The sequence below is a fragment of the Rathayibacter sp. VKM Ac-2929 genome (genome assembly GCF_022815495.1).
GTDB lineage: Bacteria > Actinomycetota > Actinomycetes > Actinomycetales > Microbacteriaceae > Rathayibacter > Rathayibacter festucae.
In genome coordinates this window covers 567,802-593,349 of record NZ_JALGRV010000004.1, presented here as the reverse complement: position 1 = coordinate 593,349, position 25,548 = coordinate 567,802, and the positions used below count along the sequence as shown (strand labels likewise).

Here is a 25,548-nt window from a genome sequence, read left to right as displayed (position 1 = left end):
GAAGAGGGGGGCACGCGCATCCGCGGGTGCGTGTGCATGCTGATCGAGTAGCCCGAAGGGCGTATCGAGATCCGCCGCGTCAGGAGCCGGGTCTGCAGGCCGCACTGCTGAGGACGCCGGGTCTCGATACGCCCCTCTCGGGGCTACTCGACCAGCATGAATGGAGGCACGCCCATCCAACGGTGCGGATGCATGCTGATCGAGTAGCCGCGCAGCGGGCGTATCGAGATCCACCCGCGTCAGGAGCGGGGTCCGCAGGCCGCACTGCTGAGGACGGTGGGTCTCCGGGCCGGTCGCTCAGTCGTCCGCGGCGAGGACCCGCACGTCCCACGGGCCGAGCTCGAGCTCGGCGCCGGCGGGCAGCTCGACTCCGGTCAGCACATCGGTGGCCGCGGCCGGCAAGGCGTAGACCGAGGGCTCCCAGGACCAGTTGTGCACGAAGCGGATCCGCTCGCCGTGGCGGTTGGTCGCGCTGGTGACCGTCTGTGACGCGGTCGCGCGGCGCCATCCCGAGGCGGCGTCGCCGACGGCCCAGGACATCAGGGCCCGCGCCAGCTCGAGGTCCGGCACGGTGCCGACGGTCGTGACCCGGCCCGCGCCGTGCGCGCGCGTCGTCACGGCGGCGAACCGGCCGTGGTGCGGGTGGACGTAGCGCACCAGCACGTCGGCGTCGTCGGGCTGCAGGCCGTCCGCCCACAGGGTCGCCGTGGCGCCCACCGGCAGCGGGAAGCCCGACTCCGCGACGACCGGCAGCGGGACCGCGAGGTTCGCGAACTCGTCGTAGTGGACACCGGCGGCCTCGTCGAGGAACGCCGGCTTGCGCTGCAGCCGGGCCCGCGCCTCCTCGTCCTCGTAGCCGGTGCGAACGCCCACGACCAGGTGCCCGCCCGCCGCCGCGTACGCCTCCAGCCACTGCAGCTGCGCGTCGTCGGCGATGGTGAAGGCGGCGGCGACCAGCACGGGATGCGCGGCCGCGTAGGCGGCGGGCGTCGTCCCGGTCAGCTGCGAGGGGTGCACCGTGTTCGACTGCAGCCCCGCGTCGAAGGCGCCGCGCGCGAAGGAGTCGAAGACGGTCTGGAAGGTGCGCGTCGACGCGACGGGCACGCCGCGGGCGGCGCCGGTGCCCTGGGTCGGGTCACTGAACGAGGGGTACTCCTCGAGTGCCCACTTGCTCTCGTTCGAGAACAGGATCGCCACATCGGAGTCGGGGGTCAGCTCGGTCACCCGATCGCCGGCGGCAGCGAAGTCGGCACCCAGCGCGGCGATCTGCTCGTAGACCCGGCCCGGCTCCTGCGAGTGCGGCAGGATCCCGCCCCAGTAGGTCTCGGCACCGTGGTGCAGCGTGTGCCAGTGCCAGTACTCGATCATCGTCGCGCCCCGCGAGACCAGAGCCCAGGCGGCCTGGCGCCACTGCCCGTCGTAGCCGGGCTCGTTCGACCACGGCATGCCGATCGCCTGCGCGTCGGTCTCGGTCACCAGGAACGGCGCCTGCTTCGATCCGTACATCCGGTCCGCGGTGGCGTAGAGCGCCCAGGTGCCCGAGGTCGTCCAGTGCTGGTCGAACACCCGCGCGTCCGGCAGCTCGAGCCCGTCCTGCATCCGGTAGTAGGGATTGCCGGCGGCGATGTCGAGGGAGCGCACGAGCTCCTCGTCCTGCACCGTCCGGCGCTCGTAGGAGATGCAGGTGGTGACGAACTGGTCCTCGCGGCCGGCCCGCGCGGTGATCTCCCGGACCATGTCCGCCTGCCAGCCGATGAAGTCCGTTGTCAGCGAGGCCTGGAAGCGGCGCCAGGCCAGGTCGTACTGCGGCTGCTGATTGGCGTCCGGGGTCCAGAGGTCGGCCCAGGTCGACAGGCGGTGCGACCAGTAGGTGAGCCCCCACTCGTCGTTCAGCGTCTCGACGGTGCCGTAGCGCGCGCGCAGGTGGTCGACGAAGCGCTGGAAGACCTGCCGGTTGTGGAAGATCTCGTTGCCGGGCTCGTTGTCGACCTGGAAGCCGATCACCGCGGGATGCGCGGCGTAGCGCTCGACGATCCTCCGGATGAGCCGCTCGGCGTGGAAGAGGAAGGCCGGGTGCGAGTAGTCGATCTCCTGCCGGGCTCCCCAGCCCATCGGCCGACCGCTCGAGCGCTCGACGTTGATCTCGGGGTACAGCCGAGCGAGCCACATCGGCGCCGCGTAGGTCGGCGTGCCCAGCACGACCGCGATGCCGTGCTCGTGGGCCGCATCGAGCACCGGCTGCAGCCAGTCGAGCTCGAAGACGCCGTTCTCGGGCTCCCAGGTGGACCAGACCGACTCGCCGACGCGGACGACCGTGAAGCCCGCGGCCTTCATCAGCCGGAAGTCCTCGGCGAGGTCACGGTGACCCAGCCGAGAGGTCGGCTGGTACTCGTGGTAGTAGGCCGCGCCGAACAGGATGCGGTCGGTGAGGTGCTGCATGGGAGGGCCTTTCGGACGTTCGGGAGAGGAGTGGCGGAGGAGGGCGGTGGGGGTGTCAGCCCTTGACGGCGCCCGCGGTCAGCCCGTCGAGCAGCTGCTTGCGCAGCAGGAAGAACACCAGGATCGTCGGCACCGAGGCGAGGACCGCGCCCGCCAGGACGAGGTCGTAGGAGCGGTTCTCCGACGCGAAGAGGATGTTCAGGCCCAGCGGGATCGTGTACTGCGACGAGTCCGAGAGCAGCACGAGCGGCCAGAGGAAGCTGTTGTAGCTCTGCAGGAAGCCCCAGACGCCCAGCGCTCCGAGGGAGGGGCGCAGCAGCGGCAGCACCACGCGCCAGAAGGTGCCGAACTCGCTGTTGCCGTCGATCCGGGCCGCCTCGATGATCTCGTCCGGGATCGACTGGACGATGAACTGCTGCATCATGAAGATCCCGAACGCGGGGGCGACCCACGGCACGATCAGCGCGAACCACGGGTTCGAGAGCCCCGCCTTCACGATCAGGATGAACAGCGGCACCAGGATCACGACGAACGGCACCGACAGCGACGAGAACATGATCGTGAAGAGCACCTTCTTGCCGCGGAAGGCGAACTTCGCGAAGCCGTAGCCGGCCATGGCGCAGACGAAGACCGAGACCGCGGTCGCGAGCAGCGAGGTGCCGACGCTCATGCCGAACCAGGCCCAGAAGGGCTGCGTGGTCAGCAGGTTGACGTAGTTGTCGGTGGTCGCGGGGTTCGGGACGAGCGACGGGGGAGTGGAGAAGATGTCGCCGCGGTTCTTGAACGAGCCGCTCAGCGCCCACAGCAGCGGGAACACGAAGACGAGCAGCAGGGCCGAGAGGGTGACGTAGAGCAGTCCGCGGCGGGCGCGCTCGCCGCCGCTCGCCCGGCGCTGCCTCCGCGGAATGCGGCGCTCCGGAGCGTCGGCGGTGACGATTCCCGTGGTGGCGGTCATGAGGTTCTCCCGATGGCGAGGGCGCGGTTGAGGATCTGGCTGACGGCGAAGACGAGCACGAAGAGCACGACTCCGGCCGCGGCGGCGTAGCCGAACTGCTGGCGTTCGAACGCGGCGCGGTAGATGAACATCGAGACGGAGAGGGTCGCCTCGCCCGGTCCGCCCCGCGTGAGCAGGTACGGCTCGTCGAAGAGCTGGGCGGCGCTGATGAAGGAGGTGACGACGACGAACGCGGTCACCGGGCGGATCGCGGGGAGCGTGACGGTGCGGAACTTCGCGAGCACGCCGGCGCCGTCGAGCTCGGCCGCCTCGTACAGCTCCTTCGGCACGGCCTGCAGTGCGGCGAGGAAGAAGATCGTCAGGTAGCCGACCGTGCGCCAGAGCAGGACGAAGCCGATCGCGACCTTGGCCAGCGTCGGGTCGCCGAGCCAGTCGATGTCGCCGAATCCGAAGACCGCGCGGATCAGCGAGTTCAGGAGTCCGTAGCTGCGATCGAAGATCAGGCTGTAGATCAGCGCGATGACGATCGGCGAGAGCACCATCGGGATGAAGAAGGTGAGCCGGAAGAGGTCGCGCGCCTTGAGCCCGCGGGCGTTCAGGCCCTGCGCGATCAGCAGCGAGCACGGCACGATGACGAACACCGCGATCAGCGTGTAGATCAGCGTGTTCACCAGCGCGACGCCGAAGCTCGTGTCGCCGAGCAGGTTGCCGTAGTTGGCCAGCCCGACGAACTCGGGGGAGCCGAGGCCGACCCACTCCGTGAGGCTCAGGTAGATCGCCGCACCGACCGGGACGATCATGAACAGCGCGTAGAGCAGGTAGAACGGCGCGATGAAGAGGTACGGGGCCCGGCCGCCGGAGGTGTTCAGGCGCTTCCGCTTCGCGGCGCGCCGGGCCTCGAGCGGTGAGCCGCCGCGGCCGTCCTGAGCGGAGGCGGGCGCCCCGGCCGTGGTGAGAGTCGACATCATCGATCCTTAGCTGCGGGCCTGGCCGCGGAAGTCCTCGGCCGTGGCGCGGAGCGCCTGCGCCGGGGAGAGGGTGCCCTTGTAGGCCTGGAGGAGGTAGCCCGACAGCACGGTCGTGAGGATCTGCTGGTCCTGGCTCTGGAAGAGCGACGGGACCTCGTCGATGATCTCGCCGTAGACGTCGAAGAGCGCCTGGCCGCCGAAGTAGTCGTCGGTGATCGTCGCGAGCTCGGGGTCGTCGTAGACCGAGCGCAGTGTCGGCAGATAGCCGAGGTCGCGGTAGCGCTTCACCTGCTGGGCCGGGTCGAGGTAGGCGGCGAGGACGAGCTCGACCGCGGCGTCGCTGTTGGCCTTGCCGGTGACCGCGGCGAACCCGGTGCCGCCGCCCACGGCCGTGCGGCTGCCGCCGTTCGCGAAGCGGGGGAGCGTCTTCACCCGCCAGAGGCCGGCCTGCTCGGGCACGTTCGGCTTGATGCCGTAGCTCGAGTACCAGGTGGGCATGTCGACCCCGACGATCGAGCCCTGCTTCAGGCCGCTCTGCATGCTCGGGCCGTAGTAGTCGGCGACGGTCGTGAAGAAGCCGGAGGCGAGTCCGTCGACCGCGAACTGCAGGGCCTCCTCGGCCTCCGGAGTGGCGAGGTCGAGGTTCCCGTCACGGTCGAAGAGCTGTCCGCCGCGCTGCATCAGCAGCAGCTGGTAGCCCTGCACGACCTGCGGCAGATCGCTTCCGACGGAGAGCGCGCCGAAGGACACGCCCTCCCGCGCGCTGATCTCGCCGCCGACCCGGGCGAACTCCTCCCACGTCTCGAGGTCGGTCGGCACGCCGAGGCGCGCGAACTCGTCCTCCCGGTAGTAGTAGACGGCGAGCGGAGTGTCGGAGTCGAGCGCGTAGAGGGCGCCGTCCTTGCTGAACGCGTCGACGCGGGCGGCGATCAGGTCGTCGCGGTAGGGGGCGGTCGCCTCGGTGAGGTCCACCAGCAGCTCGGGGGCGATCGAGCCGCGGAGCGTGCGGGCGAAGTTCGCGACCTCGATGCCGACGAGGTCCGGCGTGCCGGAGCCGGCGACGGCCTGCGCGATCAGCTTGGTGACGATGTCGGTCGCGCCGATCTTGGTGACATCGAGCGAGTAGGAGAAGTCGGTGCGTGCATCGGCGAGGGCGAGCGCCTCCGTGAAGAACGTCACGTAGCCGTCGTCGTGCGTCCAGAACGAGAGGTCGACGGCTCCGGACTCGACGGCCGCCTGCGGGCCGGTCGCGGCGCACGAGGCGAGCAGGGAGGCGAGGGCCGCCGAGCCGCCGGCGGCGGCGCCGAGACGGAGCAGCCCGCGGCGCGAGAGCGCGGGGGACAGTGGGTGCATGGAGGAGCTCCTTCGGAGAAGGGGGAGGGACGGGCCTGCGGGCGCGCCGGAGGGACCGCGCGGAGGCGGCTCGTGCTGACCGCACGGACGGCGGTGGGAAGGGACAGGGAGAGAGCTGGAAGGGGGAGCCGAGGGCCGAGAGCCGGGACGGGGAGCTACGGGACGGGGAGCTACGGGACGGTGAGCTACGGGACAGGGACGGGCGACGCCGGCGCCAGCGCCGCGCGCTCGGGGTTCGCGGGCCCGCTGGACGCGCGGACGATCAGCTGGGCGGGGACCGAGCGGTGCCGCTCGGTCGGCGCGTGGCCGTCGAGGGTGCGGATCATCCGGTGCATCGCGATGCGCGTGACCTCGGCGAAGTCCTGCTTGACCGTGGTGAGCGGCCGGTGCAGGAACTCCGAGATCGGGTCGTCGTCGAAGCCGACGACGCTGAGGTCCTCGGGGATGCGCAGGCCGGCCGCCTCGGCGGCGTGGATCGCCCCGACGGCCATCTGGTCGTTGGCGGCGAAGACAGCGGTGACATCGCGGCGGTGCAGGATCGACGCCATCGCCTCCGCCCCCGAGCGCGGGCTCCAGTCGCCGCTCAGCACGGGCGGCTCGGCGGCGTTGGCGTCGGCGAGGGCGGTCCGCCAGCCGTCGATGCGACGGCGGGTGGCCGACCAGGTGCCGGCGCCGGCGATGTGCCAGACCGTCTCATGGCCGAGGGCGAGGAGGTGCTCGGTGGCGCTGCGGGCGGCCCCGGCCTCATCGGTGCCGACCACGAGTTCCTCGGGGCGGTGCGCCTCGCTCGGGTGGTCGAAGCTGAGCACCGTGACGTCGGCGGGGATGGTGAGGCGCGGATGCCCGAGATCGACCGGCTCCGAGAGGATGATGCCGTCGACGCCCTGATCGACGAGGGCGTCGACCGCTTCCTGCAGCTCCGCGCCGCTGTTCTGCGCCGTGCGCACGACGCTGAGGGAGTAGCCGGCGGCACGGGAGGCCTGCTCGACGCCGTCGAGGATCGCGGACGGACCGTAGAGGGAGGTGCTCATCGTCACCATGCCGATCCGGCGGCTCCGCTGGGTGACCAGGGCTCGGGCGGCGGCGTTCGGCCGGAAGCCGAGGGTGCGGATCGCCGTGGCGACGCGCTCGCCGATCTCGGGGGAGACGTGCGCCTCCCCGTTGACGACGCGGGAGACCGTCTTCTGACTCACGCCGGCGGCGCGGGCCACGTCGGCCATCGAGACCCGGCGACCGCGGTCGTCCGGCTGCGGCACAGCCTTCGATGCGTCCACGTCGCAGCTCCTTCGCTCGTCCTCGGACCCGAGGTTGACAGCGCAGTCAACTGCGCGGTCCGACGAGTACAACACGGTTTGACTGCGTAGTCAATCGCGCTCGTCAGAGGCCGCGCACGCTTCGCGCGAAGAGATAGGGCGGATGCCTGGTGATCGAGTAGCCCGCGCAGCGGGGATCCATGCTGATCGAGTAGCCCGCGGAGCGGGCGTATCGAGATCCACCCGCACCAGAAGGCGGGTCTGCAGACCATCCCGCTGAGGACGGTGGGTCTCGATACGCCGCCTGCGGCCACTACTCGACCAGCATGCGAGGGGCATGCCGGCATGCGGCCGTCGAGCGAGGATGCATGTTGATCGAGTAGCTCGCGCAGCGGGCGTATCGAGATCCACCAGCGTCAGAAGACGGGTCTGCCGGCCGATCCAGCGGGTCAGCCGCCGAGGGTCACGCGGAGGATCTTCTCGCTGCTGTTGTTGGGGATGCTGTCCTTGTCGCCGGTGTTGGAGGTCGTCATCCAGAGGCCGCCCTGGCCGTCGGGCTCGACCGTGCGCAGGCGGCCGTAGGTGCCGACGAAGGCGGAGGTCGGGGTGGCCAGCGCGTCGCCGGTGATCGGGGCACGGTAGAGGCGGGTGCCGCGGAGGCAGGCGATGTAGACGACGTCGCGGACGACCGTCAGGCCGGAGCAGGAGCCGGCGGAGGTCGGGTACGTCGCCTTCGGGGCGAGGAAGCCGGCGGTGCCGCAGCTGCCGGAGGTGCCCTCGCAGGCCGGCCAGCCGTAGTTGCCGCCGCGGACGATGAGGTTCGTCTCGTCCATGACGCTGTTGCCGAACTCCTGCTCCCACAGACGGCCCTGCGAGTCGAAGGCGAGCCCCTGGGGGTTCCGGTGCCCGTAGCTCCAGACGGCGTTCCCGAACGGGTTGTCCGAGGGGATCGAGCCGTCCGGGTTGATCCGCAGGATCTTGCCGCTGAGGGAGTTCAGGTTCTGCGCGGTGGCGGTGTTCTGGCCGTCGCCGGTGCTGACGTAGAGCTTGCCGTCGGGGCCGAAGCGCAGTCGCCCGCCGTTGTGGTACTTGTTCCGCAGGATCCCGGAGGCGAGGACCTGCACCGTGCTCGTGTCCAGTCGGTCGCCGACGACCTTCAGTCGGATCACCCGGTTGTCGGTGGGGGAGGTGTGCATCACGTACAGCCACTGGTCGGTGGTGAACGTCGGCGACACCGCGATGCCCAGCAGGCCACCCTCGCCGTCCGTGCTCTGCACGTTCGGCACCGTCCCCAGGCTGGTCTTCACGCCCGTCGTGGGGTTCAGGCGGACGATGTCCTGCGCGTCGCGGCGGGAGTAGAGCACGGTCCCGTCGGGGACGGTGGTCAGCCCCCAGGGGATGTCGGTGTCGGTGGCGACCTGGGTGACGGTGCAGAACGCGGTGCTGCAGGCCCCGCCCGTGGTCACGGCGGCAGCGGCGCTGCGAGCGGAGGTGTTGCCCTGCGCGTCGACGGCCGCGACGGTGTACGAGTACGCGGTGTTCGCCGCGAGGCCGCTCTCGGTGAAGGTCGTGACGGGCGCCGTCGCGCCGCTGCCGGCGACCGTGCCGACCTGCGCGGAGCCGCGGAAGACGGTGTAGCTGCGGACCCCGACGTCGTCGGTGCTCGCGGTCCAGGTGAGGGTGACGGCCGTGCCGGACGCCCTCGCGGTGAGGCCGGTCGGACGGGTGGGCGCCTGCGTGTCGGTGCTGCACTGCGGGATGGTGACGGCGACGGTGGCGCTGGCCTGCGAGACGTTGCCGGCGGCGTCGCGGGCGTTCACGTAGAGCCCCCACTGCGCGCCCGGCACCACGTCGAGGCCGGTCGACAGGACGTTCCCGGCGACCGACGTCATGAACTGGCCGTCGTGGTACACGTCGTATCCCGCCACTCCGACGGCGTCCGAGGACGCGTTCCAGGAGAAGGTCGCCGTGCGGCAGGCCAGGTTCGTCACCCGCGGGCTCGTCGGCGCGGACGGGGCCGTGGTGTCCGCGACGGCCGCGGTGGTCCGCCACTTCTGCCACTCCCCGCCGGCGCAGGCCGCGATCTGCAACGACGAGCGGTTCGCCGTCTTCCGGTCCTTCACGCTCAGGCACAGGCCCGAGGCGACGGCGCGGATCGTGCCGTCGCTCTCGACTCGCCAGCGCTGCCCGTCTCCGCCGACGCAGTCCGAGATCTGCACGTCGGCGCCTGCCGTCGTCGCGCGGTTGCGCACCTCCAGGCACTTCGCGCCGCCGTAGACGGTGATCTCGCCGGTCGTGGCGATCGTCCACTTCTGGTTGGCGCCGCTGTTGCAGTCGTAGAGGACGACGATCGTCCGGTTCGCGGTCGACCCGTTCGGCACGTCCAGGCAGCGCTTCGACGCGACCCCGGTGATCGGGCCGACCACGGGGGCCGCTGCTGCCACCGCCTGCGCCGGAGCGGGCGCCGCCTGGGCGGGAGCGCCCGAGACGATGAGCGCGACCGCCAGCACGGCGACGGCGAGACTGCGGGGGACGATGGATCGGCGGATGGTGAAACGCATCAGCGGGTTCCTCTCCAAGTGGAGCGACCGGGCGCCTGCACGACTCGCCCAGTGCCGACCCTGGCACTCGCGATGACCCGCGACAACGGGTCCCGGCCGTCATCTCACGCCGTCCCTACCCCCCGAACGAGCGAGACCCGTCACCCCGCGACCGGAGAACGCGGTCCTCCGCCAGGGCGGGCGCCGCGGTCGCCTCCGCGAGAATGAGAGGAACAGGACGGGCGGGAAGCTGATGAGCGACGAGACAGCGAACCAGGGACGGACGGACGAGGGACGCACGGACGACGAGGCGCTCCTCCGGGGCGACGGCGGGCTCGAGCGGCTGTGGACGGGCGCCGTCTGGAGCGAGGGGCCGCTGTGGATCCCGGCCGAGGGGGGCCTGCGCTGGAGCGACATCCCGAACGACCGCATCCTGCAGTGGCACAGCGCGACCGGGGAGACCTCGGTGCACCGCGAGGGCGGGGAGTTCACCAACGGCCGGCTCCTCGACGCCGACGGGAGCGTCGTGCAGTGCTCGCACGGGCTGCGCCGACTGGAGCGCGAGCGGCCGGACGGCACGGTCGAGGAGCTCGTCTCGAGCTGGGACGGCGGCCGGCTGAACTCGCCCAACGACGTCGCGGTCGCGCCCGACGGCTCCTACTGGTTCACCGATCCGGACTACGGCATCCGGCAGCCGGCCGAGGGGCACCCGGGCGAGCGCGAGTACGAGGAGCGCTGGGTCTTCCGCTGGAGCGCCGAGGACGGCCTCACGCCGGTCGTCACCGACATCGTGCAGCCGAACGGCATCGCCTTCTCACCGGACGGCGCGACCGTCTACGTGACCGACACCGCGATGAGCCTCGAGGACGGCCCCGGACACTGGATCCGCGCCTACGACGTCGTCGACCGCGGCGCCGGCGCCCGCGACGGCCGCCTCTTCGCGGTGATCGAGCACGGCCTGCCCGACGGGATCGCCGTCGACGAGCGCGGCCGGGTGTGGTCCTCCGCCGGAGACGGCGTGCACGTCTTCGCCCCGGACGGCGCCGAGCTGCTGTTCGTGCCCGTGCCGGAGGTGGTGGCGAACGTCTGCTTCGGCGGACCGGACGGCACCGACCTCTTCATCGCCGCCACCACCAGCCTCTACCGGCTGCGGACGCGCAGCCGGGCCGCGGGGGCCTTCCCGGCGTAGTGCGAAGCGCCCCGCCTCCCGGGGACCGCGGCCGCAGGGCGCTCCGGAGAGCTCGGCCGCGCTCCGAAGCGCAGGACTCATACGACGTCGCTGACCGCGGCGCCGGCGCCCGCGACGGCCGCCTCTTCGCGGAGATCGAGCACGGCCTGCCCGACGGGATCGCCGTCGACGAGCGCGGCCGGGTGTGGTCCTCCGCCGGAGACGGCGTGCACGTCTTCGCCCCGGACGGCGCCGAGCTGCTCTTCGTGCCCGTGCCGGAGGTCGTGGCGAACGTCTGCTTCGGCGGGCCGGACGGCACCGACCTCTTCATCGCCGCCACCACCAGCCTGTACCGGCTGCGGACGCGCACCCGGGCCGCCCGGGCCACCACCGCGTAGCGAATCCGCTGCTGTTCACCGGGGTTCGGCACAGCAGATCCTGTCCAACGGCGGAGCCGGTCCATCGGAGGAGCCGGTCCATCGGAGGAGCGCGTCCATCGGATGTCGGCGAGCGGGGCAGGTCGCACGCGGCTTCGTCGTCGAGCGAGATCCGACAGGATCACGGCACTCTCAGCTCGTGCAGAGGGTCTCTGCTCGCCGCCCGCTGAGCGGGGAACAGAGCGGCGACGACGGAGACCACGATCGCCAGAGTGCCTGTGGCGACCAGGAAGTCGACGCCGGGGAGCGGGTCGCCGCCGGCCACCAGGAGCACGGCGGAACCCGCCGTCCCCAGCAGAGCGCCGACCGTCGCGACGAGGAGGACCTGACAGACGACGAGCAGGACGATGAGGCCTCTCGTGGCGCCGAGAGCCCTTCGGCGTCCGAAGTCCTTGCGTCGCATCAGGACGAGACCGTACTGCGTCGCACCGACCAGGACGGCGCCGGCGCCGGCGATGAGACCGACGAGATCTCGCCCGAAGCCCCCGAGAGTGCCCTCGAGAACGGCGCGCAGGTCCGCGTACCGAGCGCTCGTGGTCACGGTGACGCCCTGCGGGTTCGTCGGAGCCAGAAGGGAGCCGATCGATCGCGTCAGCGCGCGGATCATCTCGGGCTCCGAAGCGATGACGATCAGATAGCCCACACTCCCGGTCGAGGACGGAGGCATCGGGACCAGGACGGACGGGCCGAGGAAGGACAGGTACTCGGACGAGGTGAAGGTCCCGACGACGTCGACCCCGGCTCCACTGCCCGTCGAGACCGAGCCGGTCTCCTCGGCGAAGCCCAGAGCCGCGAGCGCGTCCTCGGACGCCCACGCCGATCCGCTGGGAAAGCGCGCCGCACCGATGCCCAGCTCTGCGAAGTCGGAGGACCACACCGATCGAAGAGCGACCTTCCTCCCCTCCGCGATCCGGGAGTTCCCGACGTCACTGGCATCCGAGAACGCCGCCGCCCACTGCACTCCGGAGAGTCGGGAGATCCTCTCCACTGCGTCCGACGACAGGCCCGCCTCCGCCTCTCCTCGGACCAGGATGGACCGCGTCCCCGCCGAGTCCACCGTCGCGAGAACGCTCTGCTCCGCTCCCACCGTCCGCCCGGTCGTCAGAACGATCCCGGCGCACATCGCCACCACCATCACCAGGGTGAGGAGGGAGGTCACCGGTTGCGCGAGCGAGGAGGCGAGGGCTTCCCGGAACACGGGCAGGACGAATCTCCGCTTCACAGGCGGATCCTCCGATCGCAGGAGGCGACGACCGTCTCGTCGTGCGTGACCACGATCACCGAGGATCCCGAGCGGGCGCGCTCTCGCAGTGCGTCGACGACCACCGCCGCGGAGTCCGGATCGAGATTCCCCGTCGGCTCGTCCGCGAGGATGATCGTCGGATCGTTGATGAGCGCCCGGCACAGTGCTATCCGCTGCGCCTGGCCGCCGGAGACCTGGTGGGGTCTCGCCGAGGAGCGCAGGGCGACCCCGAAGCGCTCCATCAGCCCGTGCGCCGCGAGTTCCACTGCGGAGTTCCGGCACCCGCGATAGAGAGCCGTCTCGACGATGTTGTCGAGGACCGTTCTCGTGGGATCCAGAGCGGCGTCCTGAAAGACGAACCCGATGTTCTCGGCTCGGTACTCCGACCTCGATCGATCGCTCATGCCACTCACATCGACGCCGTCGATCCGGACTCGTCCCGATTCCGGAGTCGCCATGAGGCCCAGGATGTAGAGCAGGGTCGACTTGCCCCTCCCCGACGAGCCGGTGATCGCGACCATCTCGGAGTGCGTCACGGCAGCACTGAAGTCGGTCAGTATCCGAGGACCTCGTCGATAGCGGAAGCCGATGCTCTCAGCAGTGATCATCGGGGTGCGGCGTCATCGCCGTAGACGCGCACTTCCACGCCCTCCACGAGACCGGTCACGACCGAGACGCCCTTCGCGGCAGCGACGACCTCGACACGATGCCTCTCGCCGGCCGAATCGGTCACTTCGAGATCCCCGTTCACGTCGGTCCGGATGCTCGCGGTCGGGACGGTCAGACCGGACGTCTCGGGTGTCGTCGTGAGGAGGACGGGGAGGAGGGTGTCCTGCGTCACATCGAGATCCGCGCACTCCTCGCCGCAGATGACCTCGCCGTCCACGCCGCCGAGCGCTATCGACACCCCGACCTCGGGCTTCACCTCCTGGACCGCCGTGACCGCCCGCCAGGGTCCGTCCGGTCCGGTGATCTCCGCCGCGACTCCCACGCCGATCTGGGCGGCCTGCGCCGCTGTCGCCGTGACGGAGAAGGTCGGAGTCTTCGGCAGCGTCCTCGCGACGACCTCGCCGCCCGAGACCACTGCTCCTCGAGCGATAAGGGTCTCGTCGACGACCAGCCGGGTCGGAACCTCGGGCACGAAGACCAGATCGCCCCGTCGGACGACGCCGTCCACCGGAAATCCTGCGGCCTTCTGCCACTCCTTGATCGCGGCCGCGGTCCGCGGCCCGGGTGCACCGTCCGCAGCGCCGCGGTAGAACCCGAGGTCGCCCAGCAGCTCCTGCAGCTGCTCCACGTCCTCGCCCTCGCTCGTCCCGTCGATGTCCCGGAACGCGGGGATCACGCCGCGCGCGAGAACCACGGGACGAAGGTCCACGGTGTAGAGCTCCTCGCCCTGGTGGGCGACTTCGCCGGGCACATGACTCACCGTCGTCACCGTGCCCTGCGCCGAATTGGTCCCCGCGGGGGACTGGGTCCAGTGGGCGGTCGCCACCAGGTTCACCGCCGCGCCGACAGCACCGGCGCGAGCGACAGCGGTCGTGTAGTCGGTCCCCGCCACGACCTCCTCCGCGGGCGCGAAGATCACCGCTCCGGCCCAGACACCCGCCGCGGCGGCCAGCACCACCAGGCAGAAGGCGAGAGCGGCGACGGGAGAGAGAAGACGTCTCCAAGGCGATCGATCGGCTTTCACCAGCACAGTCCTTTCACCAGCAGAGGCCTTTCGCACGGAGATCGGTCAGAGGGCGACTGTCATCGGCGGTCGCAGCGTTCAAGCGAGTGGAGCAGCGAGGCGCTCATCACTCGCCGAAGTAGCCCGGAGGCATCTGCGGGCAGTCCGTGTTCACGGCGAGCCATTGCGTGTTCCCGGTCGGCTCATAGCTGAGGTAGGGACTCCACGCCTCGCGCGAATTGATGGTGTCGCGGAAGGTCTCGTAGGTGGGCGCCTCCGGCACGTCGATGCCGTGACTCTCCAGGCACTCGGTGAGGTCGTGCGCGAAATAGTGGTAGAGGTACTCGTACTGCGCTTCGGTCGGTGGCGTGTCGAATCTCGGATCCATCGGGTACTGCGCTCTGCACACGAACAGGGCGATGTCGTGAGTCTGCGTCTGCTCCGTGGGGAAGGAACCGTAGTCGAGGCCGCCGTCCGGACCAGCCTTGGTCTCCGGAAAGCCGGCTGAGACCATGCAGTCCGCGATCGATGACGTCGACTCCGCGGGATTCACGGTGCGGATCACGTCGACCTCGGGCCGTACCGCGTTCGGATACTTCACTGCCAGCAGCTCCCAGGCGGCATCCTGCTTCTGGACCAGTGCGCGCTCCACCTCGGCAGCCGGGAGCGGCGGGACGGTCGGCTTCGGCGGCGCGGCGTCTCCCGCTGAACACCCGGAGAGCGAAGTGGCGATGGCGACGATCGAAAGGACGGCAAGAGCCCTCGTCACCGATGACCTCAGCGAGTTCTCAGTACGGATCCTCATGCGTCTACCTCCACCGAGGGACCATACTGGTCTGGTCGGTATCGCCGCCTGACTGGCGCGAGACGGAGCGACCTCGTCGCGGTCCGAAGCGGATCGCGTCAGGAGACCGTTAGGTTTCCGGATCCGCCACCGGAAATGCGGTAGAGATGCCCCTGGGCTCGCGGCGACGCGGGGCGCCGACGGCCACGCCGCCGCGGCTCCCTCGTCGCTCCGAGAACCTTTTCCACCCCGAACCCTTGATGATCGGACCATCATGTCGACGACGACGACGACCCCCACCAGCCTCCGCCGCTCCATCTCCAACACGTTGAAGGGCTCCGCGGGCAATCTCGTCGAGTGGTTCGACGTCTACGTCTACTCCGTCTTCGCCGTCTACTTCGAGTCGCAGTTCTTCGCTCCCGGCGAGAAGAACTCGACCCTCTACATCTGGGCGATCTTCGCGGTCACCTTCCTCATGCGGCCGATCGGGTCCTGGTTCTTCGGCCGCTTCGCCGACAGGCACGGGCGCCGCCTCGCGCTGACCGTCTCGGTCTCCGTGATGGCCGCCTGCTCCCTCCTCGTCGCGTTCGCGCCGACGGCCGAGTCGATCGGCGGGGGAGCGGTGGTCCTCCTGGTGCTCGCGCGCCTGCTGCAGGGCTTCGCCACCGGCGGGGAGTACGGAACGAGCGCCACCTACATGTCGGAGGCGGCGATCCCCGGTCGGCGCGGCTTCCTCTCGTCGTTCCACTACGTCACCCTCGTGGGCGGCCACGTCCTCGCTCAGCTGACGCTGCTGGTCATGGTGCTGACCCTGCCCGACGAGGCGATCTCGGCCTGGGGCTGGCGGGTGGCCTTCGGCATCGGCGGCGTCGCCGCGGTCGTCGTGTTCTGGCTCCGCCGCAGCATGGACGAATCGCTGGCGACGACCCGGATCGACGCCGTCAGAGCAGGGGAGTCCCGCCGGAGCGGCTCGATGCGGGAGCTCCTCGTCCACCAGTGGCGGCCGCTGCTGCTCTGCTTCGCGGTGACGATGGGCGGCACGGTCGCCTTCTACACCTACTCGGTGACCGGTCCGAGCATCATCAAGAGCGCGTTCGCCGGAGACGACGTCGTCACGGGCACCGTCATCAACCTCATCGCCCTGACGACGCTGATGCTCCTGCAGCCGCTCGGCGGCTGGCTCTCGGACCTCATCGGCCGGAAGACCCTCCTGGTCTTCTTCGGGATCGGGGGAGTGCTCTACACCTGGTTCCTCCTCACCGCCCTGCCGCAGCAGACCGCCCCGCTCGCCGCCTTCGCGATCCTGGTCGGCGGCTTCGTGATCCTCACCGGCTACACCTCCATCAACGCCGTCGTGAAGGCGCAGCTGTTCCCCACGCACGTCCGCGCCCTCGGGCTCGGCTTCGGCTACGCGCTCGCCAACTCGGTCTTCGGCGGCACCGCGCCGCTGCTCTACGCCGGCGCGCTCGGCGCCGACCAGGTGTCGGCCTTCATCGGCTACGCGACCGCCGTGATCGCCGTCTCCCTGGTGGTCTACGCGGTGTTCCTCCGCAACACCGGGCCGAACTGGCTCGACGACGAGGCCGCGATGCGGCTGCGGGAGGAGTCCCGCGGTGCGGAGTCAGCGCGCTCGCGCTCTCGAGCTCGCCCCGGAGCTGGCTGGTCCAGCAGCAGGGCGGATCTCCTCGGCACGGACGCCCGCAGACCTGAGCGGGCGGGAGTCCGTCACCCCTCGGATCGCGTCGTATTGCCCGCTCGTCCCGCGCCCCATGCCGCGCCGAGCCCGAAGAGCGTGTCCACGCCGTAGTGCTCCATCGCGGCGGAGATGCGGCGGCGGCCGGTGCGGGGGTTGATGCCGAGGCGGTTGGAGGCGCTGTCGAGGGTGTTGCCCTGCTGCATCAGTCGCAGGAGCGGCAGCCAGGAGTGCTCGTCGCTGCCCAGCGGGTCCGCGCGCTGCCAGAGCTCGTCGAAGTAGGCGCGGACGATGTTCGCGAGGCCCGCGTGGCGGACTCCGAGCACGCTCGTCGGGGTCGCCTCGCCCCAGACGAAGGGGAGCGCGATGTGGTCGCCATCGACCCAGAACCAGCCCGGCGGCCGGTCGAGCGAGCGGTACTCGAGCCCGACACGTCCGTAGACGGCCATCCGCTCGAGCACTCGCGGGTCGGCGGCAGCGGACGAGGGGACGATGATGCGCACCGTGTCCCTCTCCTGCAGGGCGTCACCGAAGCGGACGGCCCGGTCGATCGGCGCCGTCATCAGCCGGTCGATGCTGGCGAACACCGCGACCAGGGAGCCCGACGGGGTCCCGACGAGCTCCCACAGCAGGTCCTCCGCGGCGTAGGGCCCGTGGCGCAGCACCGTGGGCACCAGGTCGGCGGCCGCCTCGCCGGTCGACCAGGCGCGGAGCACGGTGGGCAGGTTCTCCAGGATCTTCTCGATGCCGGACATGGCGTCCTCGGCCGCGACCCGGACCCGGCGGGTGTGCACCGAGACGGCCTCGTTCGCCCAGTCCGCGGGCGGGGGATAGGCCAGCAGGTCGCCTGCGCCGCCGATGAGCCCCCGGTCGCGGAGCCGCTGCACGGCCGCCGCGACCTGCGCGGGCTCGAGGTGAGTCGCGAGCACCGCGTCCTCGAGCGTCGCGGGCCGCCCGCGCAGCAGAATGCCCAGCAGGGTCTCGTCGTCCATGACTCCCTCTCGGTGACGAACAGTCCGTCTCGGCACGAGAGTGCCGGGACGAGGACTCGCCCACAAGGTGCTCCGGAAGCCGCTCGGACCTGGTAGGGCTGCGGGTCAGCGGGGACGGTCGGCGGCGGCGTCCCGCGTCAGGCGCTGCGGGTCGTCCGCTGGAGCAGGTGGCGCGCGACGTCGACGGCGAGCCCGCGGTCGTGAGTGAGCACGAAGTCGTAGAGCCCGGCCGCGTGCCGAGCCGGGTCGACCTCCCGCGCGACGAGGGTCGCGGCGAAGTCGGCGGTCAGGACGACGACGTCCCACTCCGCCGCGAGCGGCTCGTCCTCGTCGATCTCCTGCACCCGGATCGCGGGGGAGAGGGAGTCCGGCGCTCCCGCCGCGAAGGCGAAGACCAGAGCGCACTCCTCCGCCAGCGCGGCGTAGCGGTCGGCGGTGCGCGGCGTGAGGTTCGACCCCTGCTGGAAGGTCGAGAGGAGGATCGCGGAGTCGCCGCTCGCTCGCGCACGCGCCTCGAGGAAGTGGCTCATCTGCAGGAGCAGATCGCGGGAGGAGCGGCGGCTGGGCAGCACGGAGGCCACGATCTCGAAGGGCGTCCCCGCGCCCGCCTCGTCCGCCGTGGGCTCGACGACGTGCCGGAGGAGCGAGGCGGAGGGCGCCGCCGGGACGACCGGGGACGGCCGGCCGAGGAGCCAGCCCTGCCCGTGCGTCGCGCCGATCGCCCGCGCGGTGAGCAGATGCTCCTCGGTCTCGATGCCCTCCGCCACGACGACCACGTCGCGCGCCGCCGTCAGCGTGTTCACGGTGCTCATGATCCGGGCGGCGTCGGTGTCCGCGTGCCCCTGGATGATGCGCATGTCGATCTTGATCACGTCGGGATCGATCAGCGGCAGCAGAGCGAGGGACGCGGGGTCGGTCCCGAGATCGTCGATGGCGATCGCGTGGCCGGCCCGGCGCGCCTCCTCGATCACCGCGAGCAGGCCGCCGGGCGAGGCCAGGAGGGCGCGCTCGGTGACCTCCAGGACGATCGGCGCGGGGGAGGCGACCTGCTCGAGGAGGCCCCCGCGCAGCGACTCCGCCTCCACGTTCACGAAGAGCGCGTGCGGAGTCGTGAGACCCGCCGCGGTCGCGGAGCCGAAGGCGCTCCGCCAGCAGGCGCCGTCGAACTCGGCGATCCGGCCGTCGGCCTGCGCCGCCTCGAGGAGCTCGAACGGGAACGCGTCCCCGCCGGCCCCCCGGACCCGCGTCAGCGCCTCGTACGCCGCCGGCCGACGGGTGGCGAGGTCGACGATCGGCTGGAAGACGGTCGTCAGGACGGGGGAGTGCACGGCCGCGATTCTACGGGCGGGACGGCGGGCCGCCTCCGGCGCACGGCCTCGCCGACCGGCCCCTTCCGGGGGCGGCCGAGGACTCGCTGCGTCCCCGGCACCGGAGAGAGCCGGGAGCCTGGAGGAGCGTCAGCGACGGGAGCGGCCGAGCGCCTCCTGCAGGAGGGGCCGAAGGGCGTCGCCGTCGACGCCGCGCACGACCGGGACGCCGGCGACGTCGTCGACGTCGGGCGCCGCTCCGGGACGGGCCGGTGCGACCCTTCGCAGGGCGATCGCGGTGACGGCGTCCGGGTGGCGGCGGGCGAAGTCGCTGTAGAGCTGCGGGTCGTGCTCGCCGTCGTCGCCGACGAGGACCCAGGAGAGGTGGGGGAGGTCCTCGCGCAGGCGGGCGAGGCAGTCCCGCTTGTGCTCCTCGCCGTCGCGGAACCACCGCCGCGGGCTCGTGCCCCAGTCGGTCATCAGGACCGGTCCGGCGGGGAAGCCGCGCCGGGCGAGGAACCGCGAGACGACGCCCGCCAGATTCCACGGCCCGTTGCTCACGTAGACGACGGCGGTCCCGTCCTGCCCGGCGATCGCCTCCTGCAGCAGCTCCGCCATCCCCGGCACCGACCGCCGGGTGGCGCTCGTCGTCGAGAAGGTCCGCCAGGCCGCGCGCGCCGGATGCGAGATCCCAGTCACCCACACGGTGTCGTCCACGTCGCAGACCACCCCGCGGGCGGGCTCCGAGGTGACCACGTGCACCGTCACCGGAACGGGAGCACGCCCTGCGACCTGCAGCAGGGCCTCCGCCGGCCCGGGCTCGAGACCGTCGGGAACGGCGAAGCGCGCGTCGACGATCCCCGCGTCGTCGCTCGTCCCCGTGGCGCTCGCGCCCGCGAACTCGATCCGCACCGGCACTCCGGGGCTCTCGAGGGTGAGCAGGCGGTGCCAGGCGCGCAGTCCCCGCCGTGCGGACGGCTCCACCGCGGCCGGGGCGAGGACGACCCGCGCCAGGACCCGCGCCGTTCCCGCGCTCGCGTAGCCGGAGAAGGGGAGCAGCGCGGGGGACCAGCCCTGCTTCCGGGCCCGAGCGGAGAGACGACCGCGCAGCCCGGTCTCGGCGCGGTTCGCGACGGAGAGCGAGACGCTGCCGAGGCGGCGGAGGACACGAGGCGGAGTGGGCATGGGGCACGCTACCCCGGGCCCCGCTCGAGCGCGAGGAGAGCCGACCGCTCGGCCGGCCGGGGCCCTCCAGGACCGCCGATGTCGGTGGTCGTTCGTAGCCTGCTGAGCAGGCTCGATCATCCGGTCGAGGCCTTCTCCCGACCGTGAGGACTTCTCCAGCTCGTGGGCACACTGCTCTACGGATCCCCGCCCGTCCCCTTCCAGTTCGACGATCGCGCGCTCGTCCACCTCCAGGCGGTGATCCTCGCGAAGCTCCGTCGCGGCGAGGGCTTCTGCTTCCAGCTCCCGATCGGCGCGGCACTCGGCCACGGCCGCCGCACGCTGTGGATGCACCCGTCGACCGCTCTGGCCTTCACCCTCCGCGGCACCGCCGAGGTCGCCCCGAACCCGCTCTGGCTGCGCGCCCTGATGGCGGAGGCGAACAGCAGCCGAGGCCTGAGCGTGCTGCCGGAGCCGCCGGTGGGCGCGCCCGCGCCCTGATCGCATGGGGGGGTCACCCGCGCTCTCCATGCGCGCTTTCACCGCTGCCTGGCCCGAGCCGGGAATCGGGCAACAGGCTGTTGCCCGATTGCCGTGGGGTCATGTCACCGTGCCGCTCGACCGGCTCGACGAACGCGCAGCACGCGACTGGTCTGTGGAAGGAACGGTGGACCGTGCCTGTTCGCGGAACATGCGCTCTCGGCCGCACGTTGTGCAGACATCCGATAATGCACATTATGTCAGTTTATGGCGGCCTCGGTCTTGTAGGGCGCCAACACTGTCCGTGCCGACTTGAGTAGCACCCTCGTGAGGACTTCGGGGTCAGTGGCCCGCAGCGACGGATCCATGCCGGCGATCATGAGACCGCCGCCTGCGACGGCGAGGGCGATGCGCGCCTCCGGGGTCGGATCGGTGCCGATCAGGTGACGGTCGATGCCCGTCGTCGCGGCGACGAAGGTGGGATCTTGGCGCAGAAGTTGAATGACAGCAGGGTCGCGTTGGATTGCCGCGGCGAATTCGCGGTGCTCGACCGCGAGGCTCACGAGCCCAGTGAGGGTGATCTCGAAGGGGTCGATCCCGGCGTCTGCCTCGTGGACAAGCTCGGCCATCCGCTCTAGCGCGGGTCGCACGACTGCGAGCACGATCTCGTCCTTCGTTGCGAACTGGTGGTACACGGCGGCCTTGGTCACGCCGAGCTCGTCGGCGATCGCCTGCAGCGAGGTGCCGTTCACTCCGCGCTCTGCGAAGAGGCGGAGCGCCGTCCGCAGCAGCTTTGCCCGAGACTCCCCTCGCCTGACCATCGCACCTCCCTGTCCGCTGACGATCCTAGAGCGGCGTCGACAGAAACTAGCCGATCGGCTAGTTTTGCTCGCAGGTCGGCGGCGCTCGTCGACGAGCGGAGGAGATGTGATGAAGCTGTCGATGGCGACCGGGCCCGGCGAGACGACCACGATGGACGTCGAGACGCCTGTGGCAGGCCCTGCTGACGTGCTCGTGCGAGTGCGCGCGTGTGGGATCTGCGGCTCCGACGCGATGTACATCGGGCTCGGCGGGCTGCCCGGGCTCGAGGGGCGGACCCCGCTCGGGCACGAGCCCGCGGGCGAAGTCGTCGCGGTCGGCGAGGAGGTGGCCGGGATTCCGGTGGGCGCGCATGTTGTGATCAATCCCATGGCGGCGCCGACCGGCATCATCGGTTCGGGCGGTACGACCGGTGGTATGGCGGAGTTCCTGCTGGTCCAGGAAGCGGTGCTCGGTCGCTCTCTTGCGATCGTGCCCGATGACGTGCCCTTCGAGGTGGCGGCGCTGAACGAGCCGATGGCCGTCGCTCGCCACGCGGTCAATCGCACCGCACCGCGTCCGGGGGACGCGGTCGTGGTGTTCGGAGCCGGGCCGATCGGGCTCGGAGCAGTTCTCGCGTACCGCTCCCTCGGGGTGGGGCACATCACCGTGGTGGACGTGATCGCCTCTCGTCTCGAGAAAGCGTTGAAGGTCGGAGCCGACGCAGTCATCGATTCGTCCACCGAGGACGTGGTCGAGCGGCTGATCGAGCTGCAGGGCGAAGGGCCCGCGCGCCGTGGGCAGCGGAAGCCTGCCACCGACGTGTTCCTCGATGCGGCCGGCGCGCCGATCGTGGTGCAGACGGTCCTGAGTGCTGCGAAGCACGGCGCAACACTCGGCATCGTGGCGGTCCACAAGACGCCCATCGATGTCGACTTCGGCGCGATCCTGGGCTCCGAGCTGACCATCGTTCTCGCGATGGGCTACCCCACCGAGATCTTCGAGGTGACCGAGGACATCGTGGCGAACTGGGAGAAGTACGCCGTGATCGTGAGTGACACGATCGACTTCTCGGAAGCCGACCGCGCCTTCCGGCTAGCGGCCACTCCGGGTGCAGCCGACAAGGTGGTCGTGGTGTTCGGAGCGGACGCGTGAGCGTCGAGGCGCTCGACGAGGGCGTCGCGCTCGTCGTCGTGGACCTGCAGCGGGCGACCGTCGCGAATCCGATGGTGCATCCGATCGGTGACGTCGTGGCCCGGGCCGCATCGCTCGCTGACGCGTTCCGTGACCGCGTGCTGCCGGTGGTTCTTGTCACCGTCGATCTCGGACGCCCGAACGCGGGGCGCACCGACGTGGGACGCGGGCGGATGGCACCGGTGCTGCCTCCGGAGTGGTCGGATCCGCTGATCGAGCTCGGCCGGTCGAGTGAGGACCTTGTCCTGGTCAAGCGCGGCTGGAGCGCCTTCGCCGGCACCGGACTGCACGAGCTGCTCGCGGAGCGCGGCGTGACCCAGGTGGTCCTCGCGGGCGTCGCGACGAGCTTCGGCGTGGAATCGACGGCGCGTGATGCCTACGACCGCGGCTACTCGGTAGTCGTCGTGGTCGACGCCGTCACCGATCTGCAGGAGCCGTCGCACGAGAACAGCTTGCGGCGGGTGCTGCCAGTGCTCGGCGAGACGGGGACGACAGTCGAGGTGCTTGGACTGCTCGATCAGCCGAAGAGCCGCGACAGCGGATGAGGCGATGACGAGGAGGCGTCTCTCCCTAAGGGGTCGGGCCTGTCGTGGACACCGTCTCTGGCGGCCTCTTGTCGGCGTCCTGGCGGTACTGCCGCGGAGTCACTCCCTTCTCCGCGAGGAACTGACGATTGAAGTTCGACAGATTCGCGTAACCCACCTCGAAGCAGACCGAGGCGATCGGGAGGGACGTGGTGGTCAGCAGGCGGCCGGCGTGCGCGATGCGCAGCTTCCTGATCAGCTCGCTTAAGTTCTGCCCGGTCGCCTTCTTGAAGTACTTCGAGAACGTGGCCTCGTGCATGCCGACGAGGTCGGCGGCCTCCGCCACGCTGACTTGACCGGCATGGCCCGCGAAGGCGTATTCGAGCACGATGTCGACGATCGCTGCAGCGCGATCGTCGAGCTGAGGTCGAAAGAACTCCGTCGCTAGAAGAGTGCGATCGGCGCGCGGTGATCGGGCGAGGATCTTCAGCAGCTCGACGAGAAGCGCGACCCGCTCTAGTCCTGTGGCGGGGCCGATCCTGTTGATGATGGGTGCGGCGAGCAGCGCTGTCCGCGGTGCGAATTCGACACCGCGCGCGCTCTCGTCGAGTAGCGGCCGGATCTCTCGAGCCTCAGGCATCAGGTCGATCCACCGTGCGATCCATGCGGGGTCGATCTGGATCACGGCATCGCGGTTCGTGATCACCTCGCCCGGCTCGAGGTCGCTGACCCAGTCGTGCGGCAGGCCCGAGCCGATGAGCGAGACGTGACCGGCGGCGAAGGTGCCGACATGGTCTCCGACGATGAACCGGCCGGTCCCTCGGCGGATGAGGTGGATCTCGTACTCGGGGTGGTAGTTCCAGCGGGCGACCGGGGTCGGATAGTCGTGCTCGGTCCACCGGACGGAGTGGTTCTCATCGAGCGTGATCACCTCGCGTGCGGCGCACATGCCGGTGAGGCGCTCCGCGAGCATCGTCGCGTGATCGTCTTCTCTGACGGTAGCCACGTCAGTCACGGTACAGATTCCTATCAGTTTGGGCTAGCGGACGAGCTAGAACGGGTCGCTGCCCCGCTTCACACTCGTTCCAGGCAGCACGGCACCCGTCTCGGGGGTTCGGATGCCGGCCGATCCACCACGGCGGTGGGTCGGGAGCCGAAGAACGAAGGAGTCCTTCCATGGTCACAAGAGGCAGGCGTATCGCCTCCGCAATCGCCGGAACCACGATCCTCGCGTTCGCTCTCACCGCTTGCGGCGGTGCCGGAGGCGACACCTCCTCCGGCGGCGGAGCGGACGAGGTCAACGTCCTCATGGTCAACAACCCGCAGATGACCGATCTGCAGAAGCTCACTGCCGACAACTTCACCAAGGAGACCGGCATCAAGGTGAACTACACCGTTCTCCCCGAGAACGATGTCCGCGCGAAGATCGCGCAGGAGTTCTCCGCACAGGCTGGCCAGTACGACGTCGCGAGCATCAGCAACTACGAGGTGCCGACGTTCGCGAAGAACGGCTGGCTGACCCCGTTGGATGACACCGTCGCCGCCAGCGAGGACTTCGACCAGGCCGATGTGCTCGAGCCGATCACGAAGTCCCTCACCGCCGAGGACGGCAAGCTCTACGCCGAGCCGTTCTACGGCGAGTCGTCGTTCCTGATGTACCGCACCGACGTCTTCGAGAAGGCCGGCGTCACGATGCCGGACAACCCCACCTGGCAGGAGGTCGCCGACCTCGCCGCGCAGGTCGACGGCGTCGAGCCGGGCATGAAGGGCATCTGCCTCCGAGGTCAGCCCGGCTGGGGCCAGGTCTACGCCCCGCTCACGACCGTCGTGAACACTTTCGGCGGCACCTGGTTCGACGAGGACTGGACTGCGCAGGCCGACAGCCCCGAGTTCACCGAGGCCGTGCAGTTCTACGTCGACCTCGTGCAGCAGCACGGTGAGAGCGGCGCCTCGCAGGCCGGCTACACGGAGTGCCTCAACAACCTGCAGCAGGGCAAGGTCGCGATGTGGTACGACTCCACCGCCGCCGCCGGCTCGCTGGAGGCCGACGACTCGCCCGTGAAGGGCAAGCTCGGCTACGTCGCCGCGCCGGTCGTGGAGACCGAGAGCTCGGGCTGGCTGTACTCGTGGGCGTGGGGCATTCAGAAGGCCGCGAAGAACCAGGACGCCGCCGCGAAGTTCATCGAGTGGGCCTCGAGCAAGGAGTACGAGCAGCTCGTCGGTGAGCAGATTGGCTGGTCCAGCGTCCCCGCCGGCAAGCGCACCTCGACCTACGACAACGCCGACTACCAGGCGTCCGCTGGTGCGTTCTACGAGCAGACCCGCGACGCGATCCAGAGCGCGACTCCCGACGACCCGGGTGTCCAGCCGCGTCCCGCGCCCGGCATCCAGTTCGTCGCGATCCCCGAGTTCGCCGACATGGCCACTCAGGCGTCGCAGTCCATCAGCTCGGCGATCGCCGGGCAGACCTCGGTCGAGGACGCCGTCGCCGACGGGCAGGCCCTCGCGGAGAAGGTCGCCGCGAAGTATCAGAAGTGATCTGACCCTCGGGCGGCGGCCGCTCCTGGCTGCCGCCGCCCCTCCC

The 25,548-nt window shown here is 70.5% G+C and carries 22 protein-coding genes; 7 read left to right on the top strand and 15 right to left on the bottom strand.

Going from position 1 to position 25,548, the window contains the following annotated elements; genetic code table 11:
* Positions 1-297 precede the first annotated feature (297 nt).
* The 6 genes from MT355_RS15375 to MT355_RS15350 all read right to left on the bottom strand — a co-directional run bounded on the left by MT355_RS15375 (position 298) and on the right by MT355_RS15350 (position 9,529).
* Positions 298-2,439, bottom strand: coding sequence for a beta-galactosidase (locus MT355_RS15375; RefSeq protein WP_243600208.1), 2,142 nt, complete (start codon positions 2,437-2,439; stop codon positions 298-300).
* A gap of 55 nt (positions 2,440-2,494) precedes the next feature.
* Complete coding sequence (locus tag MT355_RS15370; RefSeq protein WP_123703850.1) at positions 2,495-3,394, bottom strand: carbohydrate ABC transporter permease; 900 nt, start codon at positions 3,392-3,394, stop codon at positions 2,495-2,497.
* Positions 3,391-4,359: a carbohydrate ABC transporter permease gene (locus MT355_RS15365; protein WP_123446502.1), complete on the bottom strand. Its 969-nt coding sequence runs from the start codon at positions 4,357-4,359 to the stop codon at positions 3,391-3,393. Before MT355_RS15365 ends, MT355_RS15370 begins: the two co-directional genes overlap by 4 nt.
* Positions 4,360-4,368: 9 nt before the next feature.
* On the bottom strand, positions 4,369-5,715 hold the full coding sequence (locus tag MT355_RS15360; protein WP_243600207.1) for an ABC transporter substrate-binding protein: 1,347 nt from the start codon (positions 5,713-5,715) through the stop codon (positions 4,369-4,371).
* Between the two features lie 185 nt (positions 5,716-5,900).
* Entirely contained in the window at positions 5,901-6,989 is a 1,089-nt protein-coding gene (locus tag MT355_RS15355; protein ID WP_243600206.1) for a LacI family DNA-binding transcriptional regulator, read from the bottom strand.
* 428 nt (positions 6,990-7,417) lie between these two features.
* The gene (locus MT355_RS15350) at positions 7,418-9,529 is read right to left on the bottom strand and encodes a PQQ-dependent sugar dehydrogenase (protein ID WP_243600205.1); all 2,112 of its coding nucleotides are present in this window, start codon (positions 9,527-9,529) and stop codon (positions 7,418-7,420) included.
* 232 nt (positions 9,530-9,761) lie between these two features.
* Here MT355_RS15350 and MT355_RS15345 point away from each other — a divergent pair, with 232 nt between their 5' ends.
* Complete coding sequence (locus MT355_RS15345) at positions 9,762-10,697, top strand: SMP-30/gluconolactonase/LRE family protein (protein ID WP_243600204.1); 936 nt, start codon at positions 9,762-9,764, stop codon at positions 10,695-10,697.
* A complete protein-coding gene (locus MT355_RS15340) occupies positions 10,697-11,074 on the top strand; it encodes an SMP-30/gluconolactonase/LRE family protein (RefSeq protein WP_243600203.1) in 378 nt (125 codons plus the stop codon). Before MT355_RS15345 ends, MT355_RS15340 begins: the two co-directional genes overlap by 1 nt.
* A 160-nt stretch (positions 11,075-11,234) precedes the next feature.
* Here MT355_RS15340 and MT355_RS15335 read toward each other — a convergent pair whose 3' ends face one another.
* The 4 genes from MT355_RS15335 to MT355_RS15320 all read right to left on the bottom strand — a co-directional run bounded on the left by MT355_RS15335 (position 11,235) and on the right by MT355_RS15320 (position 14,833).
* Positions 11,235-12,335, bottom strand: coding sequence for an ABC transporter permease (locus MT355_RS15335; protein ID WP_243600202.1), 1,101 nt, complete (start codon positions 12,333-12,335; stop codon positions 11,235-11,237).
* Positions 12,332-12,964, bottom strand: coding sequence for an ABC transporter ATP-binding protein (locus tag MT355_RS15330; RefSeq protein WP_279392417.1), 633 nt, complete (start codon positions 12,962-12,964; stop codon positions 12,332-12,334). The genes MT355_RS15335 and MT355_RS15330 overlap by 4 nt, the downstream gene beginning before the upstream one ends.
* Entirely contained in the window at positions 12,961-14,049 is a 1,089-nt protein-coding gene (locus MT355_RS15325) for a peptidoglycan-binding protein (RefSeq protein ID WP_243600200.1), read from the bottom strand. The genes MT355_RS15330 and MT355_RS15325 overlap by 4 nt, the downstream gene beginning before the upstream one ends.
* A gap of 106 nt (positions 14,050-14,155) precedes the next feature.
* On the bottom strand, positions 14,156-14,833 hold the full coding sequence (locus MT355_RS15320) for a hypothetical protein (RefSeq protein ID WP_243600199.1): 678 nt from the start codon (positions 14,831-14,833) through the stop codon (positions 14,156-14,158).
* Positions 14,834-15,086: 253 nt separating this feature from the next.
* Here MT355_RS15320 and MT355_RS15315 point away from each other — a divergent pair, with 253 nt between their 5' ends.
* Positions 15,087-16,619: an MFS transporter gene (locus MT355_RS15315; protein ID WP_243600198.1), complete on the top strand. Its 1,533-nt coding sequence runs from the start codon at positions 15,087-15,089 to the stop codon at positions 16,617-16,619.
* On the opposite strand, the gene MT355_RS15310 is transcribed toward MT355_RS15315, so the two are convergent.
* The 3 genes from MT355_RS15310 to MT355_RS15300 form a co-directional block, all read right to left on the bottom strand.
* A complete protein-coding gene (locus MT355_RS15310; RefSeq protein WP_243600197.1) occupies positions 16,538-17,497 on the bottom strand; it encodes a hypothetical protein in 960 nt (319 codons plus the stop codon). The two genes, MT355_RS15315 and MT355_RS15310, sit on opposite strands and share 82 nt — an antisense overlap.
* A gap of 137 nt (positions 17,498-17,634) precedes the next feature.
* Entirely contained in the window at positions 17,635-18,825 is a 1,191-nt protein-coding gene (locus MT355_RS15305) for an EAL domain-containing protein (RefSeq protein WP_243600196.1), read from the bottom strand.
* Positions 18,826-18,954: 129 nt separating this feature from the next.
* Entirely contained in the window at positions 18,955-19,989 is a 1,035-nt protein-coding gene (locus tag MT355_RS15300; protein WP_243600195.1) for an App1 family protein, read from the bottom strand.
* A gap of 162 nt (positions 19,990-20,151) precedes the next feature.
* Here MT355_RS15300 and MT355_RS15295 point away from each other — a divergent pair, with 162 nt between their 5' ends.
* Positions 20,152-20,469 (top strand): ATP-dependent DNA ligase, encoded by a 318-nt coding sequence (locus tag MT355_RS15295; RefSeq protein ID WP_243600194.1) that lies wholly within the window; start codon positions 20,152-20,154, stop codon positions 20,467-20,469.
* A gap of 239 nt (positions 20,470-20,708) precedes the next feature.
* On the opposite strand, the gene MT355_RS15290 is transcribed toward MT355_RS15295, so the two are convergent.
* Positions 20,709-21,269, bottom strand: coding sequence for a helix-turn-helix domain containing protein (locus MT355_RS15290; RefSeq protein WP_279392416.1), 561 nt, complete (start codon positions 21,267-21,269; stop codon positions 20,709-20,711).
* A 109-nt stretch (positions 21,270-21,378) separates the two neighbouring features.
* Here MT355_RS15290 and MT355_RS15285 point away from each other — a divergent pair, with 109 nt between their 5' ends.
* Positions 21,379-22,401: a zinc-binding dehydrogenase gene (locus MT355_RS15285; protein WP_243600192.1), complete on the top strand. Its 1,023-nt coding sequence runs from the start codon at positions 21,379-21,381 to the stop codon at positions 22,399-22,401.
* Complete coding sequence (locus MT355_RS15280) at positions 22,398-22,985, top strand: cysteine hydrolase family protein (protein ID WP_243600191.1); 588 nt, start codon at positions 22,398-22,400, stop codon at positions 22,983-22,985. Before MT355_RS15285 ends, MT355_RS15280 begins: the two co-directional genes overlap by 4 nt.
* A 25-nt stretch (positions 22,986-23,010) precedes the next feature.
* Here MT355_RS15280 and MT355_RS15275 read toward each other — a convergent pair whose 3' ends face one another.
* Positions 23,011-23,937, bottom strand: a complete 927-nt coding sequence (locus MT355_RS15275) for an AraC family transcriptional regulator (protein WP_243600190.1) — start codon at positions 23,935-23,937, stop codon at positions 23,011-23,013.
* 203 nt (positions 23,938-24,140) lie between these two features.
* Between MT355_RS15275 and MT355_RS15270 the strand changes: the two genes are divergently transcribed.
* Positions 24,141-25,502: a sugar ABC transporter substrate-binding protein gene (locus tag MT355_RS15270; RefSeq protein ID WP_243600189.1), complete on the top strand. Its 1,362-nt coding sequence runs from the start codon at positions 24,141-24,143 to the stop codon at positions 25,500-25,502.
* The last annotated feature ends 46 nt before the right edge of the window (positions 25,503-25,548 follow it).